General features: G+C 63.3%; 15 protein-coding genes and 1 pseudogene. 7 read left to right on the top strand and 9 right to left on the bottom strand.

Annotated elements, in window-relative coordinates:
* Nucleotides 1-757: 757 nt before the first annotated feature.
* The 5 genes and pseudogenes from IHQ72_RS15190 to IHQ72_RS15210 all read right to left on the bottom strand — a co-directional run bounded on the left by IHQ72_RS15190 (nt 758) and on the right by IHQ72_RS15210 (nt 4,227).
* Entirely contained in the window at nt 758-2,317 is a 1,560-nt protein-coding gene (locus IHQ72_RS15190; RefSeq protein ID WP_258123846.1) for a SulP family inorganic anion transporter, read from the bottom strand.
* A gap of 151 nt (nt 2,318-2,468) precedes the next feature.
* Nucleotides 2,469-2,915, bottom strand: a complete 447-nt coding sequence (locus tag IHQ72_RS15195; RefSeq protein ID WP_258123159.1) for an SAM domain-containing protein — start codon at nt 2,913-2,915, stop codon at nt 2,469-2,471.
* Nucleotides 2,916-3,208: 293 nt separating this feature from the next.
* Nucleotides 3,209-3,409 (bottom strand): annotated as a pseudogene (locus IHQ72_RS15200) (SbtR family transcriptional regulator); the annotation flags it as partial.
* A 33-nt stretch (nt 3,410-3,442) separates the two neighbouring features.
* Nucleotides 3,443-3,907, bottom strand: a complete 465-nt coding sequence (locus IHQ72_RS15205) for a thymidylate synthase family protein (RefSeq protein WP_258123160.1) — start codon at nt 3,905-3,907, stop codon at nt 3,443-3,445.
* Between the two features lie 95 nt (nt 3,908-4,002).
* Complete coding sequence (locus tag IHQ72_RS15210) at nt 4,003-4,227, bottom strand: hypothetical protein (RefSeq protein ID WP_258123161.1); 225 nt, start codon at nt 4,225-4,227, stop codon at nt 4,003-4,005.
* Nucleotides 4,228-4,332: 105 nt separating this feature from the next.
* Here IHQ72_RS15210 and IHQ72_RS15215 point away from each other — a divergent pair, with 105 nt between their 5' ends.
* Nucleotides 4,333-4,632, top strand: a complete 300-nt coding sequence (locus tag IHQ72_RS15215) for a hypothetical protein (RefSeq protein ID WP_258123162.1) — start codon at nt 4,333-4,335, stop codon at nt 4,630-4,632.
* Nucleotides 4,633-4,736: 104 nt separating this feature from the next.
* On the opposite strand, the gene IHQ72_RS15220 is transcribed toward IHQ72_RS15215, so the two are convergent.
* Nucleotides 4,737-4,931 (bottom strand): cold-shock protein, encoded by a 195-nt coding sequence (locus IHQ72_RS15220; RefSeq protein WP_258123847.1) that lies wholly within the window; start codon nt 4,929-4,931, stop codon nt 4,737-4,739.
* A gap of 3 nt (nt 4,932-4,934) precedes the next feature.
* Complete coding sequence (locus tag IHQ72_RS15225; RefSeq protein WP_258123163.1) at nt 4,935-5,567, bottom strand: TetR/AcrR family transcriptional regulator; 633 nt, start codon at nt 5,565-5,567, stop codon at nt 4,935-4,937.
* A gap of 356 nt (nt 5,568-5,923) precedes the next feature.
* Here IHQ72_RS15225 and IHQ72_RS15230 point away from each other — a divergent pair, with 356 nt between their 5' ends.
* From IHQ72_RS15230 to IHQ72_RS15240, 3 genes are read left to right on the top strand one after another with little or no spacing between them, the layout of a single operon-like run.
* Entirely contained in the window at nt 5,924-6,427 is a 504-nt protein-coding gene (locus IHQ72_RS15230; protein WP_258123164.1) for a (2Fe-2S)-binding protein, read from the top strand.
* Complete coding sequence (locus IHQ72_RS15235; protein WP_258123165.1) at nt 6,424-7,407, top strand: FAD binding domain-containing protein; 984 nt, start codon at nt 6,424-6,426, stop codon at nt 7,405-7,407. The genes IHQ72_RS15230 and IHQ72_RS15235 overlap by 4 nt, the downstream gene beginning before the upstream one ends.
* Complete coding sequence (locus IHQ72_RS15240) at nt 7,404-9,725, top strand: xanthine dehydrogenase family protein molybdopterin-binding subunit (RefSeq protein WP_258123166.1); 2,322 nt, start codon at nt 7,404-7,406, stop codon at nt 9,723-9,725. Before IHQ72_RS15235 ends, IHQ72_RS15240 begins: the two co-directional genes overlap by 4 nt.
* 229 nt (nt 9,726-9,954) lie before the next feature.
* Here the strand turns inward: IHQ72_RS15240 and IHQ72_RS15245 are convergent, their stop codons facing one another.
* Nucleotides 9,955-10,716 (bottom strand): slipin family protein, encoded by a 762-nt coding sequence (locus IHQ72_RS15245; RefSeq protein WP_258123167.1) that lies wholly within the window; start codon nt 10,714-10,716, stop codon nt 9,955-9,957.
* Nucleotides 10,713-12,110 carry an NfeD family protein gene (locus tag IHQ72_RS15250; RefSeq protein ID WP_258123168.1) on the bottom strand — a complete coding sequence of 466 codons (1,398 nt, stop codon included), beginning with the start codon at nt 12,108-12,110 and terminating at the stop codon, nt 10,713-10,715. Before IHQ72_RS15250 ends, IHQ72_RS15245 begins: the two co-directional genes overlap by 4 nt.
* A 520-nt stretch (nt 12,111-12,630) precedes the next feature.
* Here IHQ72_RS15250 and IHQ72_RS15255 point away from each other — a divergent pair.
* From IHQ72_RS15255 to IHQ72_RS15265, 3 genes are all read left to right on the top strand, one after another.
* Nucleotides 12,631-13,371 (top strand): 2OG-Fe(II) oxygenase, encoded by a 741-nt coding sequence (locus IHQ72_RS15255; protein ID WP_258123169.1) that lies wholly within the window; start codon nt 12,631-12,633, stop codon nt 13,369-13,371.
* 347 nt (nt 13,372-13,718) lie between these two features.
* Complete coding sequence (gene pstS / locus IHQ72_RS15260; RefSeq protein WP_258123170.1) at nt 13,719-14,813, top strand: phosphate ABC transporter substrate-binding protein PstS; 1,095 nt, start codon at nt 13,719-13,721, stop codon at nt 14,811-14,813.
* Nucleotides 14,814-14,900: 87 nt separating this feature from the next.
* A complete protein-coding gene (locus tag IHQ72_RS15265) occupies nt 14,901-16,631 on the top strand; it encodes a Na/Pi cotransporter family protein (protein ID WP_258123171.1) in 1,731 nt (576 codons plus the stop codon).
* Nucleotides 16,632-16,685: the final 54 nt, after the last annotated feature.

The raw sequence follows: 16,685 nt of genomic DNA on the forward strand, positions 1-16,685 counted from the left end.
GGACTTCTTGCGCTGACCCTAAACTTGCCAGATGACACTATATGCGCGAAACTTGGTTTTCGAAGAGCCACTCATAGAGCAGATGTGGGAATAGCGTGGTTGTCCAGACCACCGTCACAACCGGCATCAAAAATAACGGCGAGCAAAGTGGGGTCCAATCAAATGGCATATGTCGCGTCTTGGCGGAATCCTCGCGTGAAGGCGCGTGGTATGGTCATAAGAGCAACTTTCGCCGCCACTGCGTTATCGCAGTTAGCGGCCATCGCGCATGCCAGCGAGGGATCATTTGATGACTTTCCCTTCTTAGTACATTGCGAGGTTAGCGGCCTGCATCGTGCTTTCTATTTGTCCACAATTGGCCAAGACGGGGTTGCCGTCTATATTTCGCCAGACAGGCAGGCCGGCACCATAACTGTAAGCGGCAAGGCCGATCCGGTGGGCGGAGACGGGTCGGGAAGTTGCGCAGGAAAAACACTTGAGCAACTACGATCGACGGGTCAAGCATATGACTTGCAACACTGATCTTTGAGGAATGTTGTCTTATCTTTGACCTACTATCTCAGCTGGGACACCGGCTGCGGCCGGCTGAATGCCCGGTCTTCGTACGTGCCTTCCTTCGAGCCAATGCTGCCTGTCTCGCGCCTGACAGAGTACATGGGATGACAGCGAAGTTCCATCCGACCGCTCTTCACGGCAGGATCCCCAGTCATATTCACGCCCACCGAGAGGTGGCTCACGACCGAGCGCCAATGGGTGCCTAGTTTTGATTGAAACTCGTCGTATAGTGCTGGATGGCTCCCCGTACGCTGGAGAATAGGCGCTCGGGTCCTAGTCGATCGGCGAAGCCAGAGGCCCGGATGTATTCGAGTACGCTGGGGTTCAGCGCCACTATCCAACACGTCATTCCTTGCTCGGTTATGCGGCGTTCACCCTCCATTATCATCTGGAGGGCGGAATACTCGATGTCGAAGACCCGGCTCATGTCGAGCGCGAGGACGCGCGGCTTGTGCTCGACGACCAGGGCCTGGATCTGATCCGCGACCCGTTGGGCATTGGCGAAGAAGAGCCGTCCCTCCGGCCGGAGGATAAGCAGGCCCTCGAATGTCTCATCGTCCGGGTGCTCGGGTGACAACGGACGGATTACGTCGGTGCCCCGCTTGCGGCCGATCACGTAGACATTTGGGTTGGCCGACTGACTGGCCAAGCCAACGAGCGACAGAACGATCGCCACGACGATGCCCTGCAGCGTGCCGAAGGCAAGTACGCCAAGGAAGGCCGCCAGCGCCCATCGAAACTCCATTCGCCGTACCTTGCGGATCGACACGAACTCGGCCGGCTTGATCAGTCCGATCGAGTAGACGATCACGATTGCCGCCAGCACAGCCTGAGGCAACAGGCTGAGCAGCGGGGCCAGGAGCAGCATGGTGGCCGCCGCGGCACAGGCCGTGACGAGAGATGCCTTCTGCGTTTGTCCTCCGACCGCGCGGACCACGGCAGTCTGGGAAGTACCACCGCCCGCCGGCATGGCGCCGAACAACGCACCCGCCAAGTTGGCGGCCCCTGTTGCAAGAAGCTCGCGGTCGGCCTTGATGAGCGGCTCGGCGGGGGCGGCGAAGGCTCGCCCGGCGGCGATCGATTCAGTGAAGCTCATCAATGCGATGCCGAGCGCGCCCGGCAAGAGTTGCTGGACGAGGCTGAGAGTCGGTAGGGTGATCGACGGGAGCGACTGTGGGATGAACCCCACAATCGCGACGCCCACAGAATCCAAACCGACGAACCATGAGAGCCCAATCCCCGCGCTCACCGCTACGAGGGGAGCCGGCGAATGGGGCCAGAGCCGCTCCATCGCCAACAGCGCCAGTATTGCTGCGATGGCGATGGTCAGAGTGAGCAGCGACGTGTTGGGTAAATGGTGCGCCACACTCAGAATGTCGCGGAGGAAGCCTTCCTTCGCAATGTGCACGCCGAGCAGCTTCGGCACCTGATCGAGTACGATCACAAGACCGATACCGGCCTTGAAGCCGGTCAGAACGGGAGACGAAATGAAATTGGCGACGAACCCGAGGCGAAGCACTGAGGCCCCGATCAGCAGGGCTCCGGTCAGCGCGGTGAGCGTCGCAGTTGCCGTGATCAGCTTATCCGGATCACCGTCCGGAACTGCGAGCCCGAGCTGTGTCCCAGCGAGGATCGCAAGGGTGGTCGTAGAGCTTACACTCAGGACGCGCGATGTGCCAAGCAACGCGTAGACGATCATCGGCACGAAGGCCGTGTAAAGTCCGACACTCACCGGCAGGCCCGCAACCGTCGCGTAGGCCATCGCCTTTGGCAGGACGACGGCTGCGGCCGTCAGGCCTGCGACCACGTCGAGGCGTTGGATTGCAACAATCGAGGGCTTTTTCACGCCGCTTTGCCAGCGCTCGTCAATCGAGCGACCTTGCCGATGTCAGTTATGGGGTTCTCAACCTAGTCTAGCTAGGGCGTAACTCCTCGGCAGGGAAGGTACTTAACTGTATCCTACTCCAGGAATTTCGGTTCAGTCTGGCGACGCAGCGATGGTAGGTTCCGATGACCTCGCGCATGTCCTCCGGATCTAGGCGGCCTGCGAGTGCCGTCGAGCCGACGACGCCAACGAACATGACCGTTAGCTGCCGCCGCTCAGCCTCTAGAAGCGGCGGGGCTGTCCCTGAGATCGCCGCCAGGGATCGCGTGGTCGAGGTGGCCGCTGTATCCGAATTCGCGCGCAGGGCGGCGATAGCGGCGAGCAGCTTGCGGCGATGACCAATCGATGTGACCCCGAGCGCCACGAGATCGTCGGCCGTGAGCTGGGTAAGCGTTTCAGCTTCAATGTCGTTGTCGCGAAAAGCCTGCTCGTATTGCTGCAGGCCGAGGCTCCGTAGCCATTTCGCGATATCCACGCCCCTTCTCCTCTTCGGCTGCGGGGGGCTGCCCTGTTCTCCCAACTATATCCCAAATCGATGGAGTAGGCGGAATCTCTTTGGAAGAGGCCGCTGAAACGGAGATATCGGCGTGGAACGGGTGGCCTGACGACGAGCATCGCGCTTCTCGAAAGGATGCCTGCTCTGAGGTCAGGACTTGCCCATGCTCTTGCCTCGGGGAAGGTCAGCTTCGGAGAAGCGCCGGCAATGTCAAGAAATGGCGCGTAGCCGACTTCGTTCTAGCTAGCGCCGCGCTTTCGGCGGCCCAGCCTTCACCCACTACCCTTGGTGCCCTTGCCAGCCCCAAACCTCAACCCGTCCATCAGCAGCGACACCAGCCGGCGGGAGCGGTCGCGCCAGTCCTCGGTGTCGGGCGCTGAATAGATGCCGCCCAGCGCGTCGGAGGCGTCGACGTCGCTGCGAATCGAGCCATCGGCCACCGCCGCTTCGATCAGCTGCCGCAAAGTCGCTGAAAATGCGGACTGGAACTTGGGTCGCGACGTGGTCTAAATGTTCCCCGGATCGAAACGAGCCGAGCCTTCATTGGTCGCGTGATTTCGGGCAACCTCGCCACCTCCCGTAAGCCATCTTGCATCGAACCAGCGGTCCGCCGGCCCGTCATAGGGCAGCCGGGTGACATCCCAGTGGCTGACGAAGCGCGCATAGGCGTCCCACACCGGTGGACCGCCGCCGATGAAAACGACACGGCCGGCAAAGCGTTGGAGCGTGTCCTCGGGATCCATGCTGGAGCGAACAACGACAAGTTCCCGATCCGCGCGAGCAAAATCCGGAACGCTTGCGATCGTCTTGGGGCCGGCGAGCAAGACGTGTCCTCTCGTGACGTCGAAAAACCGTGCGACGTCGGCGACGAACTCCGGCGACCGGTTGCCTTCCCAGGGAAGGCCCCCATTGAGGCCGAGCTGCCCCGCTTGGCCGATGGCACAGACAACCCTAACGACAGTCTTCTTCATGAGTACTCCACCGATAGCCGACTAATCGCATTCGCTACGTCTGGACGTCATGCGGCGCAACGGGTTTCCGTAAGGTGTTGCGTCCGACAACCGCCTCAAACGCTAATATTGCCTTCATCTCTCAATCGATCGTGCGGCTCGTTCGCTATCACCCGTGCATCTTCACGTGATTTGAAGGGGCCAAGGGTGCGTCTATCGCGACCGGCCACGTTCACTTCAATATACCAGCGACCGTCCATCTCCTCGACGTCGATCGTGGTCTGCGGACGCTTCGGCAATGAGATGGCACCGTTTCTGTTTGCCCAATGTGAGAAAAGCATTTCGCGGCACTTCCGGCAAATGCGGCATAGCAAGGTCGCAGCGGTGTTCGGGTACCGAACGACCTCCGAAGCGCTCGGCCTAATACTTTAGTTGTAATCTCTCGCGTGTTTGATATCGTGACGGCGGGAGGAATTCAGATGGCGGTGGAGTGCACATCCGCGCCCCATATGGGCGTCTTTTCAACCATTGAACTGGATCTCTTGAGGGGTGTGGTTCGGGAAATTTTGCGGTCCGGCCAAGCGGAGCTTGACAACGAGGACGCCGAAATGATCACGCGCGTGGTCATCGCAACCTACAAGGATGGCGCCTCGGGTCGCGACGAATTGCTTGAAGCCGCCCGGATTGCCGCCAGGCGCTGCGCTCTCGACCATTTTTACGATCGAGCAGTGGGCTTGTTCGCATAGGATTTCGCATCTGACGCGCAATTCAGGGCGGAGTTACTCGTTCTTGCTCCGCTGGCATTCCGCGCTGCGGGTGCAGAGTCCTGTGAATGGTGCCAGACTTCCGATCAGAGGGCCCGAAGCTCATCGGCCGATGATTTACCTGATCGTTTGTCCTGCACCAGCTCGTAGCTGACCTTCTGGCCCTCATCGAGACCCCGCAGACCGGCGCGCTCGACGGCGGAAACGTGCACGAATACATCGATTCCGCCCTGATCAGGTTGACTGAAACCAAATCCCCATCTCGTCAACCTGCGGCCCAGCCTTCACCCGCCACCCTTCGCGGACTTCGCCGCCCCAAACCTCAGACCGTCCATCAGCAGCGATACCAGGCGGCGCGAGCGGTCGCGCCAGTCGTCGGTGTCGGGCGCCGAGTAGATGCCGCCCAGCGCGTGCAGCACATCGGAGGCGTCGACGTCGCCGCGGATCGAGCCGTCGGCCACCGCCGCTTCGATCAGCTGTCGCAAGGCAAGTGTCACCCGGCCGGACATGTCCGAGAACAGGGTTGAATTGGTGTTGAGTAGGATACGCAGGCTGGTGGCCAGGCCGCGCTTGGTGGCGATGTAGTCGACGAAGCGCTGCATCCATTGTTCGAGCGCGACGTCGGGCGGATGGTGACTGGCGAGTTCGTCAGCGGCCGCACACAGGCTTTCCACTTCGCGCCGGTAGACCACCTCGACCAGATGCTCGCGCGTCGGAAAGTGCCGGTAGAGCGTGCCGATGCCGACGCCGGCCTGGCGCGCGATCTCCTCCAGCGAGGCATCGACGCCATGTGCGGCAAAGGCCACTGCCGCGGCCTCGACCAGCGCGTCGCGGTTACGCTGGGCGTCGGCGCGCAGCGGTTTTGCCGCTGTCGCGTCGGGCTTGTCTTTGGGGGTTGCGGGCGGCTGCGAAGCCAATTTTTTCTCCACTGCAAATATGGGGCTTGAACCGGACGGGTTCAGCCCCCACGTAATAAACGGAGGCGCCTCCGTTTTAGTGGAGCACCTTTATCATATAATCAGGGGAACCGGTATGTCACGTCCCTCCAGCCTGCAAGCTGTTACTCCTCGCCACTGGAGATTGGCGCAGGCAGTGGAGCTGCCAATCTCCCCCACACGGGGGGAGATTGGCTCTCGCCACCGCTTTCGCCAATCACCAAGGAGCTGCCAATCTCCCCGTGAACTAAGACCTAGCCACCTGACGCCCTTGCCGCTCGCCGGCCGGGCATCAGATCATTCGCCCTCCGCGTCAAGCAACTGGAGCCAGACGCCCCATGACAAGCAAAACCCGAATTCCCATCCAACTTCAAATCAACGGACATCGCCATGAACTTGAGGTCGAGCCGCGCGTCACGCTGCTCGACGCCTTGCGCGATCATCTCGGCCTGACCGGCACCAAGAAGGGCTGCGACCAGGGCCAGTGCGGCGCCTGCACCGTGCATGTCGACGGCCAGCGCGTGCTGGCCTGCCTGACGCTCGCTGCCCAAGCCGAGGGCAGGGCGATCACATCAATCGAAGGGCTTGCCGAGGGCGACGGCATGCTGCACGCGGTGCAGGCCGCTTTCCTCGAACAGGACGCCTTCCAGTGCGGCTACTGCACGCCGGGACAGATCATGTCGGCTGTCGCCTGCATCCGCGAGGGCCATGCCGGCTCGGATGACGAGATCCGCGAATATATGGCCGGCAATCTCTGCCGCTGCGGCGCCTATCCGCACATTGTCGCCGCCGTGCGCCAGGCGGCACTGGAGGTTGCGTCATCCATGGAGACCGCGTCATGAGGGATTTTTCGTATCTGCGCGCCAATTCCATCGATGCGGCACGCCAGGCGGCGGCGCTGCCCGGCGCCATGCTGCTCGCCGGCGGCACGACGCTCATCGATCTCGCCAAATGCGGCGTCACCGAACCCGAAACCGTGGTCGACATCACCCATCTCAAGGGACTGGATGGGATCACGGTCGATGACCGGGGCGCCACGATCGGAGCGTTGGCGAGGATGAGCAGCGTCGCCGACCATGCCGAGATAAAAAGCCGGTTCCCCGCCGTCTCGGATGCGCTGTGGCAGGCGGCCTCGGCGCAGCTCCGCAACATGGCGACCATCGGCGGCAATCTGATGCAGCGCACGCGCTGTCCCTATTTCCGCGATCCGGCGAATTTTCCGGCCTGCAACAAGCGCACGCCCGGCAGCGGCTGCTCGGCGATCGGCGGCGTCACCCGCGGCCATGCCGTGCTCGGCACCAGCGAAGCCTGCATCGCCACCTATCCCGGCGATCTGGCGACGGCGCTGGTCGCCTTCGATGCAACAGTCCATCTCGGCGACCGCCAGGTCGCAGCCGACGACTTTTTTCTCCTGCCGGGTACTACGCCGGAGCGCGAACATGCGATCGCGCCAGGCGAGATGATCACCGCGATCAGCATTCCTGCTTCCGCCGCAGCACGACGTTCGACCTATCTGAAAGTCCGCGACCGGCAATCCTACGAATTCGCCGCCGCGAGTGCCGCCGTCGGCATCGAGTTCGAGGCTGACGGAAGGACTATCCGTGACCTGCGCGTGGCGCTCGGCGGTGTCGCCACCAAGCCGTGGCGCGCTCGCGCCGTGGAAGAGGCGCTGAAAGGCAAGCTGCTGGAGCCCGACACGGTCCGGCGCGCCAGCCTGCTCGCCATCGAGGGCGCCGTCGACCACGGCGCCAACCATTACAAGATCGAACTGGCGCCGCGCGTCGTCGCCCGCGCCATTCTCAAAATGGGAGAGACGGCATGACCGTTCATGAGATCAGAACCAGACATGGTGATCCGAAAAGGGGCGACGCATCGGACGGCGCCATCTTCGCAGAGGCAGTGGGCGGGCGGCTGTCGCGCGTCGATGGTCCGGCCAAGATCACCGGTGCCGCAAAATACGCAGTCGAGCAGCAGCTCGAAGGGCTGAGCCACGCCGTCCTCGTCGAGAGCACGATTGCGGCCGGCAAGGTGCGTTCGATTGACACGGCTGCGGCCGAAGCAGCGCCGGGCGTGCTTCTGGTGCTGACGCCGGACAATGTGTTGCGCCTCAACACCGCAACGGACTGGCTGGGCACGCCGCCGCCTGACGCACCCTATTGCCCGCTGGCGCGCGACATCACCTTCAGCGGTCAGCATGTCGCGGCGGTGGTGGCCGAGAGTTTCGAGCAGGCCGTTGCGGCCGCAGCACTGGTTAAGGTCGCCTATGACGAGACGCCGGCAATCGTCGATCTCGACGATCCCAAGGCCGGCGACGGCATTCCGATCGACACGATGACCAAGGAATGGGGCGATGCGCAAGCGGCTTTCGCCGCCGCCCCGGTGCGGATCTGCGCCGCCTACAACACGCCGCGCGAATACCAGACGCCGATGGAGCCGCACGGGCTGATCGCGCACTGGCAGGGCGACCGGCTGACGGTGTGGGAGCCCAGCCAATGGCTCGACGGCATGGCGCGGACCTATGCCGAATGGTTCGGCGTGCCGTTCGAGAATGTGCGCCTGGTCTCGCCCTATATCGGCGGCGGCTTCGGCTCCAAGGCGTTCGCGTACGGCTACGGCGCGGTGGCGGCGATTGCCGCGAAAATGCTGGGACGGCCGGTGAAGCTCGCGGTCACAAGACCGCAGACCTTCACCGCCTATGGCGGACGGGCGGCGACGCGCCAGACGGTGGCGCTCGGTGCCGACGCCGAGGGACGGATCCAGTCGATCGTGCATCGCGGCGTCAACGAGACTTCCGTCGACGGCATGTGGGTCGAGCCGCTCGGTTCAGTCACCTCGATCATGTATGCGACGCCGAATTTCTCGTCGCGCCAGAATGTCGTGCGGGTGAATACCGTTGTGCCGGGGGCGTTACGCGCGCCGGGCGAGAACCCGAGCGCCTTCGGCATCGAAAGCGCCATCGACGAACTGGCTTACGAGGTCGGCATCGATCCACTGGAAATCCGGCTCAGGAACTACGCCGAACAGGATCCGGAGGCGAAAAAGCCGTGGTCGACACGGCAGTTGCGCGAGGCTTTCGCTACCGGAGCTGAGGCCTTCGGCTGGTCGAAACGCAGCCTTCAGCCGCGCTCGATGCGCGACGGCAACCAGCTGATCGGCTGGGGTGTTGCCGCCGGCACCTATCCGGTGCGGCGCGCCTATGGCGAGGCGATGGTGCGCATCCTCGCCGACGGCTCGGTCGAGGTCGAAAGCTCGAGCATCGACATGGGGCAGGGCACCTATACGATCCTGGCGCAGACCGCTGCCGAAGTGGTGGGCGTGCCGGCTGAGAACGTCGTGGTGAAGCTGGGAGACTCCCGCTATGCCCGCGCCGGCGTCACCGGCGGGTCGCGGCTGGCCGGCGTGATGACGGGCGCCGTGCACAAGGCGGCGACTGCCGCGCTCGATGAGCTGGTCGGGCTGGCGATCAGCGATCCAAATTCACCGTTCCATGCGCTGCAGGCCAACACCCTGGTCGTTGCCAATGGCCGCATCGCTTCACCGCGTGGCGACGGCCCTGAAGTCTCGATCGCCGAGCTGCTCGGCAGCGTCGGACGCAGCCAGATCGAGGCGATGGGCGACACCATGCCGGCCAATTCGACGGCTGACGATCGCTACAAGAACTACACGACCATCGCGACGGCGCTGTCGCACACCGAGGGCGACCATTCCCGCCACAGCTGGTGCGCGCATTTCATCGAGGTGCGCGTCGACGAGGATTTTGGCACGGTTCGCGTGTCGCGCGTGGTGTCGGCGCTGGATTCGGGCCGGCTCTACAACCCCAAGCTCGCCGAAAGCCAGTGGAAGGGCGGCATCATCATGGGCATCGGCCAGGCGCTGCTGGAGGAAGGCATCGTCGACCGCCGCCACGGCCGCATCGTCAACAACAATCTGGCCGACTATCTCATCGCGACCAATGCCGACATTCCCGACATCGAGGTGATATCGGTCGGCATCCCCGACCCGCATTCCTCGGCGCTCGGCGGCAAGGGTGTGGGCGAACTCGGCATCGTCGGCGTGGCGCCGGCGATTGCGAACGCGGTGTTCCACGCCACCGGCAAAAGGGTGCAGGATCTGCCGATCACGCTGGAGAAGCTGATCTAGGGGCGAGACGGCGAAACTGCGGATCTCCCTCCTCCTTGTGGGGGAGACCACGCGCTCGGCCGCAACGCTCTCCCTTCTCCCCCTGTGGGAGAAGGTGGCCTCGCGAAGCGAGGTCGGATGAGGGGTGTTCCAGCTTGGCACCGACGGCGATCCTTCCAACACCCCTCAACCGTCTCGGCGCTGCGCGCCGATCCACCTTCTCCCACAAGGGGAGAAGGGACAGGCGCCCTCACTTCTCCCCATCCTGCTTGATGAAATGACCGAGCAGATCCATCGGCACCGGAAACACCACAGTCGACGAGCGCTCACCGGCGATGTCATGAAGAGCCTCGAAATAGCGCAGCTGCATGGCCTGCGGTGTCCCGGCCAGCATCTTGCCGGCCTCGACGAGTTTTGCCGCCGCCTGCTGTTCGCCGTCGGCATTGATCACTTTGGCACGCCGTAGCCGTTCGGCCTCGGCCTGCTTGGCGATGGCGCGGACCATGTTTTCGTTGAGGTCGACATGCTTGATCTCGACGTCGGAGACCTTGATGCCCCAGGCATCGGTCCGCTGATCGAGGATCTCCTGGATATCGCTGTTGAGCTTGTCACGTTCGGCCAGCATTTCATCGAGTTCATGCTTGCCGAGAACCGAGCGCAAGGTGGTCTGTGCCAGCTGGTTGGTGGCGGTCATGAAGTCCTCGACCTGGATCACCGCCCGCTCGGCGTCGACGATACGAAAATACAGCACCGCGTTCACCTTCACCGAGACGTTGTCGCGCGAGATCACGTCCTGCGGCGGCACGTCCTGGACCACCACTCGCAGGTCGACCTTCACCATCTGCTGCACGAAGGGGATGAGGATGATCAGGCCGGGCCCCTTGACCCCGGTGAAGCGGCCGAGCGTGAAGACCACACCGCGCTGATATTCCCTCAGGATGCGAATGGCCGCGGACAGGAACATGACCACGACGAGCGCTGCTACCAGATAGGCCACATAACCGAAGATCATTGCCCTGCTCCGTCGCTTCCCGCATTGCGGCGCCGTATCGTCAGCACGAGACCCCTGACATCGGCCACCTCGACGCTGTCGCCCACTGCAAGGGGTTCGTCGGCCGTCGCCCGCCAGCGCTCGCCCCGGGCCAGCACGTGGCCCTCGTTGCCCTCCCAGTCGAGGACCTTGGCCGGCAGCCCTTGCATGGCCTGTGCGCCAACACGCGGAAGGTTCTTGCGGGCCGCCCACAGATAGCTGCCGGTCAACAGCGCCAGGCCGAGCGTCAGGACGGCGGCGGTGCCGATGACGGCCCACGACATCTCGAAGCCGGGACCTTCGATCCTGAGCAGCATGGCAGAGCCCAGCAGAAACGCAGCCACGCCTCCCAGCCCAAGCACCACTGTGGGATTAAAGACCTCGACGACGAGGAAGATGATGCCAAGCAGCATCAAGGCAAGGCCGGCATAGCTGATCGGCAGGAGATTGAGCGCATAGAGCCCGAGCAGCAGGCAGATCGTGCCGACCACGCCGGGCGCGACCGCGCCTGGGCTGGTGAACTCGAAGACGAGGCCATAGACGCCGATCAGCATCAGGATCACGGCGATGTTCGGGTCGGTGATGACGGCGAGAAGCCGGATGAGCCAGCCAGGCTCCAGCGTTTCAACCGGCAGCCCTTTGGTCGCCAGCACCTCTTTCCTGCCGGCGATCTCGACCGTCCGGCCGTCGGCCAGCTGAAGCAGTTCGGTCGTGTCGCGGGCGACGAAGTCGACGACACGTTCCTGCAGTGCCGCGCTGGCCGACAGGCTGGCCGCCTCGCGCACGGCCTTTTCACCCCAATCGGCATTGCGCCCGCGCAGTTCAGCCAGGCTGCGGATCAGGGCAACCGCGTCGTTCGTCGCCTTGGCGATCATCGCATCGCCCGACGGTGGGTTCTTTGGGTCCTTGCCGGCTTCCGGGCCATTGTTCTTGTCGTCGCCGCCGGGAAAGGATGGCAGCGGCCCGCCCATCTCGATCGGCGTTGCCGCGCCCAGATTGGTGCCGGGCGCCATCGCCGCCACATGGGTTGCGTAGAGGATGTAGGTTCCGGCGCTCGCCGCATGCCCGCCGGCGGGCGCGACATAGCCGATGACGGGAACCGGCGAGGCGAGGATGTCGGCGATGATCTCGCGCATGCTGGTGACCAACCCGCCGGGCGTGTTCATCTGCAGAATGAAAACCTCGGCGTTCCGTTCTACGGCCACCGCAAGCGCTTCCTCGAACTGCATGGCGCTCGCCGGACCGATGGCGCCGTCTATCTCGATGCGCAGCGCAGTCCTCTCCTGGCCGTTCGCCTCTCCGGTTGCGGAAGAAGAACAAACAGCCACAGCGGCTAAAAAAGCCGCGGCAATCAGGGCTACACGCGCGAGTTTCACGCTCAAAGCTCCCTATCAGGGATATGGGCCTGATTTTGCCGAAATCCATGCTGCGTCGCGCAGCGGCGCAATGGCGATTGGCGATCTCCTCCGCTTGGCCCCTTGCGGGAAGATGTCCGGCAGGACAGAGGGGTGGGACGGATCACGGCTTTATTCCAGCTCGGGTTCCTCGCCCCCACGAAGGTGGGGAGAGGTGGCTCGGCGAAGCCGAGACGGAGAGGGGGGAACCGCGCCCTACGAAAGCCCCCTCTCCGGCCGCGGAGCCTGTCCTCGGGCTTGCCGAAGGCAAGACCCGTGGGCGGCCACCTCTCCCCCGCTTCGCGGTGGGCGAGGAACCCAGGTCTTGAGAGGCCGGCAACGCCCCCTCCGCCCTGCCGGGCATCTCCCCCGCAAAAGTCCTCAAGGGGAGATCGGCAGCTTCAACCTTGTGCCTAACCCCATTGGCATGAAACGGGTGGTTTGCGTGCGCTGCTTCACCCATCTGATTGCAGAAGCCGATGAAGCCAGAGGAGGCAGAGCCATGACCATACACACGGTTCCAGAAGCAGCGGTCCGATCGGCGGAAGCGCGGGTCTCCAAATATGACTGGCAGGCGCTGGCCGAGGAGATGAGCGGCTATGGCTGCGCCGTGATGGAAAAGCTGCTGACACCGGAAGAATGCCGGGAGATCGCCGGGCTCTATCCCGACGAAAGTCATTTCCGCAGCCACGTCCACATGGCGCGGCATGGCTTCGGCAAGGGCGAGTACCGCTATTTCCGCTATCCCTTGCCCGAACTGATCGGCGGCTTGCGCACCGCGCTCTATCCGCGCCTGGCCGCGGTCGCCAACGACTGGAACGAACGCATGGGCGTCGCCCAGCGCTACCCGGACGAACACGCCGCGTTCCTTAAGCAATGCCACGAGCAGGGCCAGACGCGGCCGACGCCGCTCCTGCTGCAATACATTGCCGGCGACTTCAACTGCCTGCATCAGGATCTCTACGGCGATCTTGCCTTCCCGCTGCAGGTGGCGATCCTGCTGTCCGAACCGGATAAGGATTTCATCGGTGGCGAGTTCGTGCTGACCGAACAGCGTCCGCGCATGCAGAGCCGGGCCGAGGTGGTGCCGCTGCGCCAGGGCGACGCGGTCGCCTTCGCGGTCCACAATCGTCCGGTCCAGGGCAGCAAAGGCAGCTACCGCGTCAATCTCAGGCACGGCGTCAGCCGGCTTCGCTCCGGCATGCGCCACACCGTCGGCATCATCTTCCACGACGCGAAGTAAGGCTGTCGTAGACTCGAGTGGGGCTGCAGCTCAGGCCTAAAACATTGCCCGTTCATCGGCGATTTGATGGCGTGCCTTGCCCTTGGCAAGGTCGCCGAGCTGCAATTGGCCGATCGCGCACGAGCCGCGGGCTTGCCGAACAATTCTTCAGGCAACCGCGGCAATCGCAGAAAATCCGAATAAAAAGTTTCACCGACAAAGATCTTTGTCATCCAATCGTTAACCAAGGTTCATACGATGAGCGATGTTGTTTCTCTGCCGGCGTTCGTTCGCCGGGCGGATGACTGTTGATGTCTGCCAAGACTGAAAAGTAGCTATTCGTTTGTGCAGTATAGTCGGGGGTCGCCATGATGTTTCCAGCAGGCTTTGCGTCACTAGGGCGCAAATGGGCGAAAATAGCGGAATCAAGTGGCGCCATCACGCTGGCTGTTGCCTTGATGATCGGGGCCGCTGCACAGGCCGAGCCTATTCGCGGCGCCGGATCGACACTGGCTGCCCCGATCATCGGCAAATGGGCAACGGCCTACGAGAACGCCCGCGCCGATGGCGGCGACTATATCTCGCCCGATTGGCAGGTCGACTATGAAATCGTCGGCTCGCTCGCCGGCGTCCTGCGTCTCGATCAGCCGGACATGGACTTTGCCGCGACGGATGCGCCGATCGACGCCGCCGAACTTAGGAAAGCCGGCCGCCAGCAGTTTCCGATCGTGATGGGCGCCATCGCCGTCGTCATCAATCTCGACGGCATTGGCCCGGGAAGCCTTCGCCTGACGGGGCGGCTTCTGGCCGACATCTATCTGGGCAAGATCCAGTCGTGGTCCGATCCGGCGATCAAGGCGGCGAATCCGGACCTGACGCTCCCCGATCTCAGGATCAGCGTTCTTCACCGCAAGGATGGTTCCGGCTCGACCTTTGTCTTCACGGAATATCTGTCGGCGGTCAGCGAGGAGTGGAAGACCAAATACGGCGCCAATACACTGATTTCGTGGCCGCTCGGCGCCGACGCGGAAGGCACACAGAACCTCATTCGAGCGGTGCATGACACGAAAGGCGCGATCGCCTATGCCGAATCCGGTCAGGCCCAGCGCGCCAGTCTTTCCTACGCGCTGATCGAGAACAAATCCGGCAAATTCGTCAAGCCGGAGCCGGAGGGCGTGCAGGCTGCCGCGACATCGATCGACTGGGCGCAAACGACCGATTTCTTCGCTTCGCTGACCGATCGAGACGGCGACGCCGCCTATCCGATCAGCACGGCGGTGTTCGCGGTCGTTCAGGTCTCGGGCCGTTCGGAACATCGCTATCGCCGCGTGCACGACCTTTTCCGGCTCGCCTTCGCACAAGGTGCGGGCGACGCCGCCGCACTCGGCTATGTGCCGCTGCCGAAGACGCTCGTCGATCAGGTCGAACAATACTGGGCAAGGCAAGAGCCCGTCGGAAACTGAGCGGAAGAGCCAGGCTACTGCTTCGCGCAGCACCTGAACTGAACGTCATATCGCGCCGTGGTGACGGCTTGTTGGGGACTGCGTGACATGGACATAGATATCTTTAAGGACATCCTCGTGCCGGTGATCGGCGGGTTGGGCATCTTCATGCTTGGCCTCGACTTCATGGCAAACGGCATCCAGGCGCTTTCGGTCAACCGGATGCGCGCCTTTCTCGCCAAGGCTGCCGGAACGCCGATCAAGGGCGTGCTGGCGGGAACATTGATCACCGGCGTCATCCAGTCGTCGACGGCGATGAGCGTCATGGTCGTCGGCCTGGTCAATGCCGGCGTCATCGCGCTTCGACCGGCGATCAGCGTGATCATGGGCGCCAATATCGGCACCACGCTCGGCAACGGGCTCATCGCCCTGCCGCTCGGTCCGCTCGGGTTGATCCTGGCCGGCGTGTTCTCGCTGGTCTACTGCTTCGCCAAAAGCGAAAAGGTCAAGAACATAGCGCTCGCCTGCATGGGCTTCGCGCTGATCTTCTATGGCCTCAACCTGATGACCGGCGGCCTGCGTCCGCTTCGCAACCTGCCCGAAGTGATGGCGCTGCTGCAAACCCTCACGGCCGACTCCTACCTCAACCTGCTCAAATGCGTGTTCATCGCCGCTGGCGTGACCGCTATGATCCATTCGTCCTCGGCGACGATCGGCATTGTGATGGGCCTTGGCGCCGCCGGCATCCTCGACTGGACGACCGCCGTCGCCTTCTCGCTCGGCGCCGATCTCGGCACCACGATCACCTCGTGGATGGCTTCGCTCAATCTCTCGAAGAATGCCAAGCGGACCGCTTACGCGCACATCTCGTTCAACATCATCGGCGTGTGCATCACCATCCCGCTGTTCTTCGTCTCCATGCAGGTCCTGGAGTGGGCCATGCAGTTCTTCGGCGGCGATCCCGCCATTCCGGTGATCGTCGACGGCAAGGAGACCTTTCCCCTGGTGCCGGTGGCGGTCGGCCTTTACTCGACGTTCTTCAACATCTTCAACACGCTGTTGCTGTTCCCGTTCATCGGTGTGTTCGAGCGGGTTCTATCGCGTGTCGGCCGCACGGATGCCGAGGATGCCGAGGATTTCTCGACACCGAGATTCCTCGACCGCAAGCTGGCCGGCGATTTTGCCAAGGCGGTTCCCGCCGTTCAGCAGGAGACGGCCCGTCACCTCCAGGCCGGCGCCATGTTCCTCGACATCGCACGCTCATCCAAGAAGGCGCCGTCGGATCCGGGCGAGCACTATCTCGCAACCGACATCCTCAGCCGCGATATCCGTGCCTACACCGCCGAGCTGATTAAGGAGGATTTGCCGTACGACCAGCTCGACCTGATCGCCAGCCTGATCGAGGAGGCCGACTTCACGGCCGCCCTGACGGAATCCATGCATCAGGTGGCGCGCCGCGTGCGGCGCGAGAAATTCAGCGGTCCGGCGCAGGCGATCGTCGACGTCGCGCTGAGCAAGCTCGATGCTTCGCTGCGGGAGATCTTGCCGACTTACGGCATCTCCGACCCGAATCTGCCGGCCGGGCATGTCAATCTTCCGGAGGTCGAGGAACTGCGCGCCCGCACGCTGGCGCTCGGGCCGAATGCGGGCGCCGCCGAACGCGGCACGATCCTCGCCCTGCTCGGGTCGATCGAGCGCGCCGAAATCCTGATCCAACGCATCGATGCCGAGCGCAAATCTGTCAACCGGCAAAGCGTGCTCGCCCGTGCCTCGGCACGCAAGGAAACCAGGCCGCACTCGATGGGCGATCCAGGCCTCAGCCCGGTTCCGGCCGAGTAATCGTCGAGGTCGGGCGGCGGGATAACCCAATTCGTGGAAGGGGCCAGTTGTCGA

The sequence above is a fragment of the Mesorhizobium onobrychidis genome, assembly GCF_024707545.1.
Taxonomy (GTDB): Bacteria; Pseudomonadota; Alphaproteobacteria; order Rhizobiales; family Rhizobiaceae; genus Mesorhizobium; species Mesorhizobium onobrychidis.

Excerpts from the sequence above, each read along its gene's own strand:
- IHQ72_RS15240 (WP_258123166.1), top strand. The coding sequence starts at position 7,404 with ATGACCGTTCATGAGATCAGAACCAGACATGGTGATCCGAAAAGGGGC.
- IHQ72_RS15190 (WP_258123846.1), bottom strand. The coding sequence starts at position 2,317 with ATGGCCTACGCGACGGTTGCGGGCCTGCCGGTGAGTGTCGGACTTTAC.
- IHQ72_RS15245 (WP_258123167.1), bottom strand. The coding sequence starts at position 10,716 with ATGATCTTCGGTTATGTGGCCTATCTGGTAGCAGCGCTCGTCGTGGTC.
- IHQ72_RS15265 (WP_258123171.1), top strand. The coding sequence starts at position 14,901 with ATGGACATAGATATCTTTAAGGACATCCTCGTGCCGGTGATCGGCGGG.
- pstS (WP_258123170.1), top strand. The coding sequence starts at position 13,719 with ATGATGTTTCCAGCAGGCTTTGCGTCACTAGGGCGCAAATGGGCGAAA.
- IHQ72_RS15210 (WP_258123161.1), bottom strand. The coding sequence starts at position 4,227 with ATGCTTTTCTCACATTGGGCAAACAGAAACGGTGCCATCTCATTGCCG.
- IHQ72_RS15235 (WP_258123165.1), top strand. The coding sequence starts at position 6,424 with ATGAGGGATTTTTCGTATCTGCGCGCCAATTCCATCGATGCGGCACGC.
- IHQ72_RS15205 (WP_258123160.1), bottom strand. The coding sequence starts at position 3,907 with ATGAAGAAGACTGTCGTTAGGGTTGTCTGTGCCATCGGCCAAGCGGGG.
- IHQ72_RS15230 (WP_258123164.1), top strand. The coding sequence starts at position 5,924 with ATGACAAGCAAAACCCGAATTCCCATCCAACTTCAAATCAACGGACAT.
- IHQ72_RS15255 (WP_258123169.1), top strand. The coding sequence starts at position 12,631 with ATGACCATACACACGGTTCCAGAAGCAGCGGTCCGATCGGCGGAAGCG.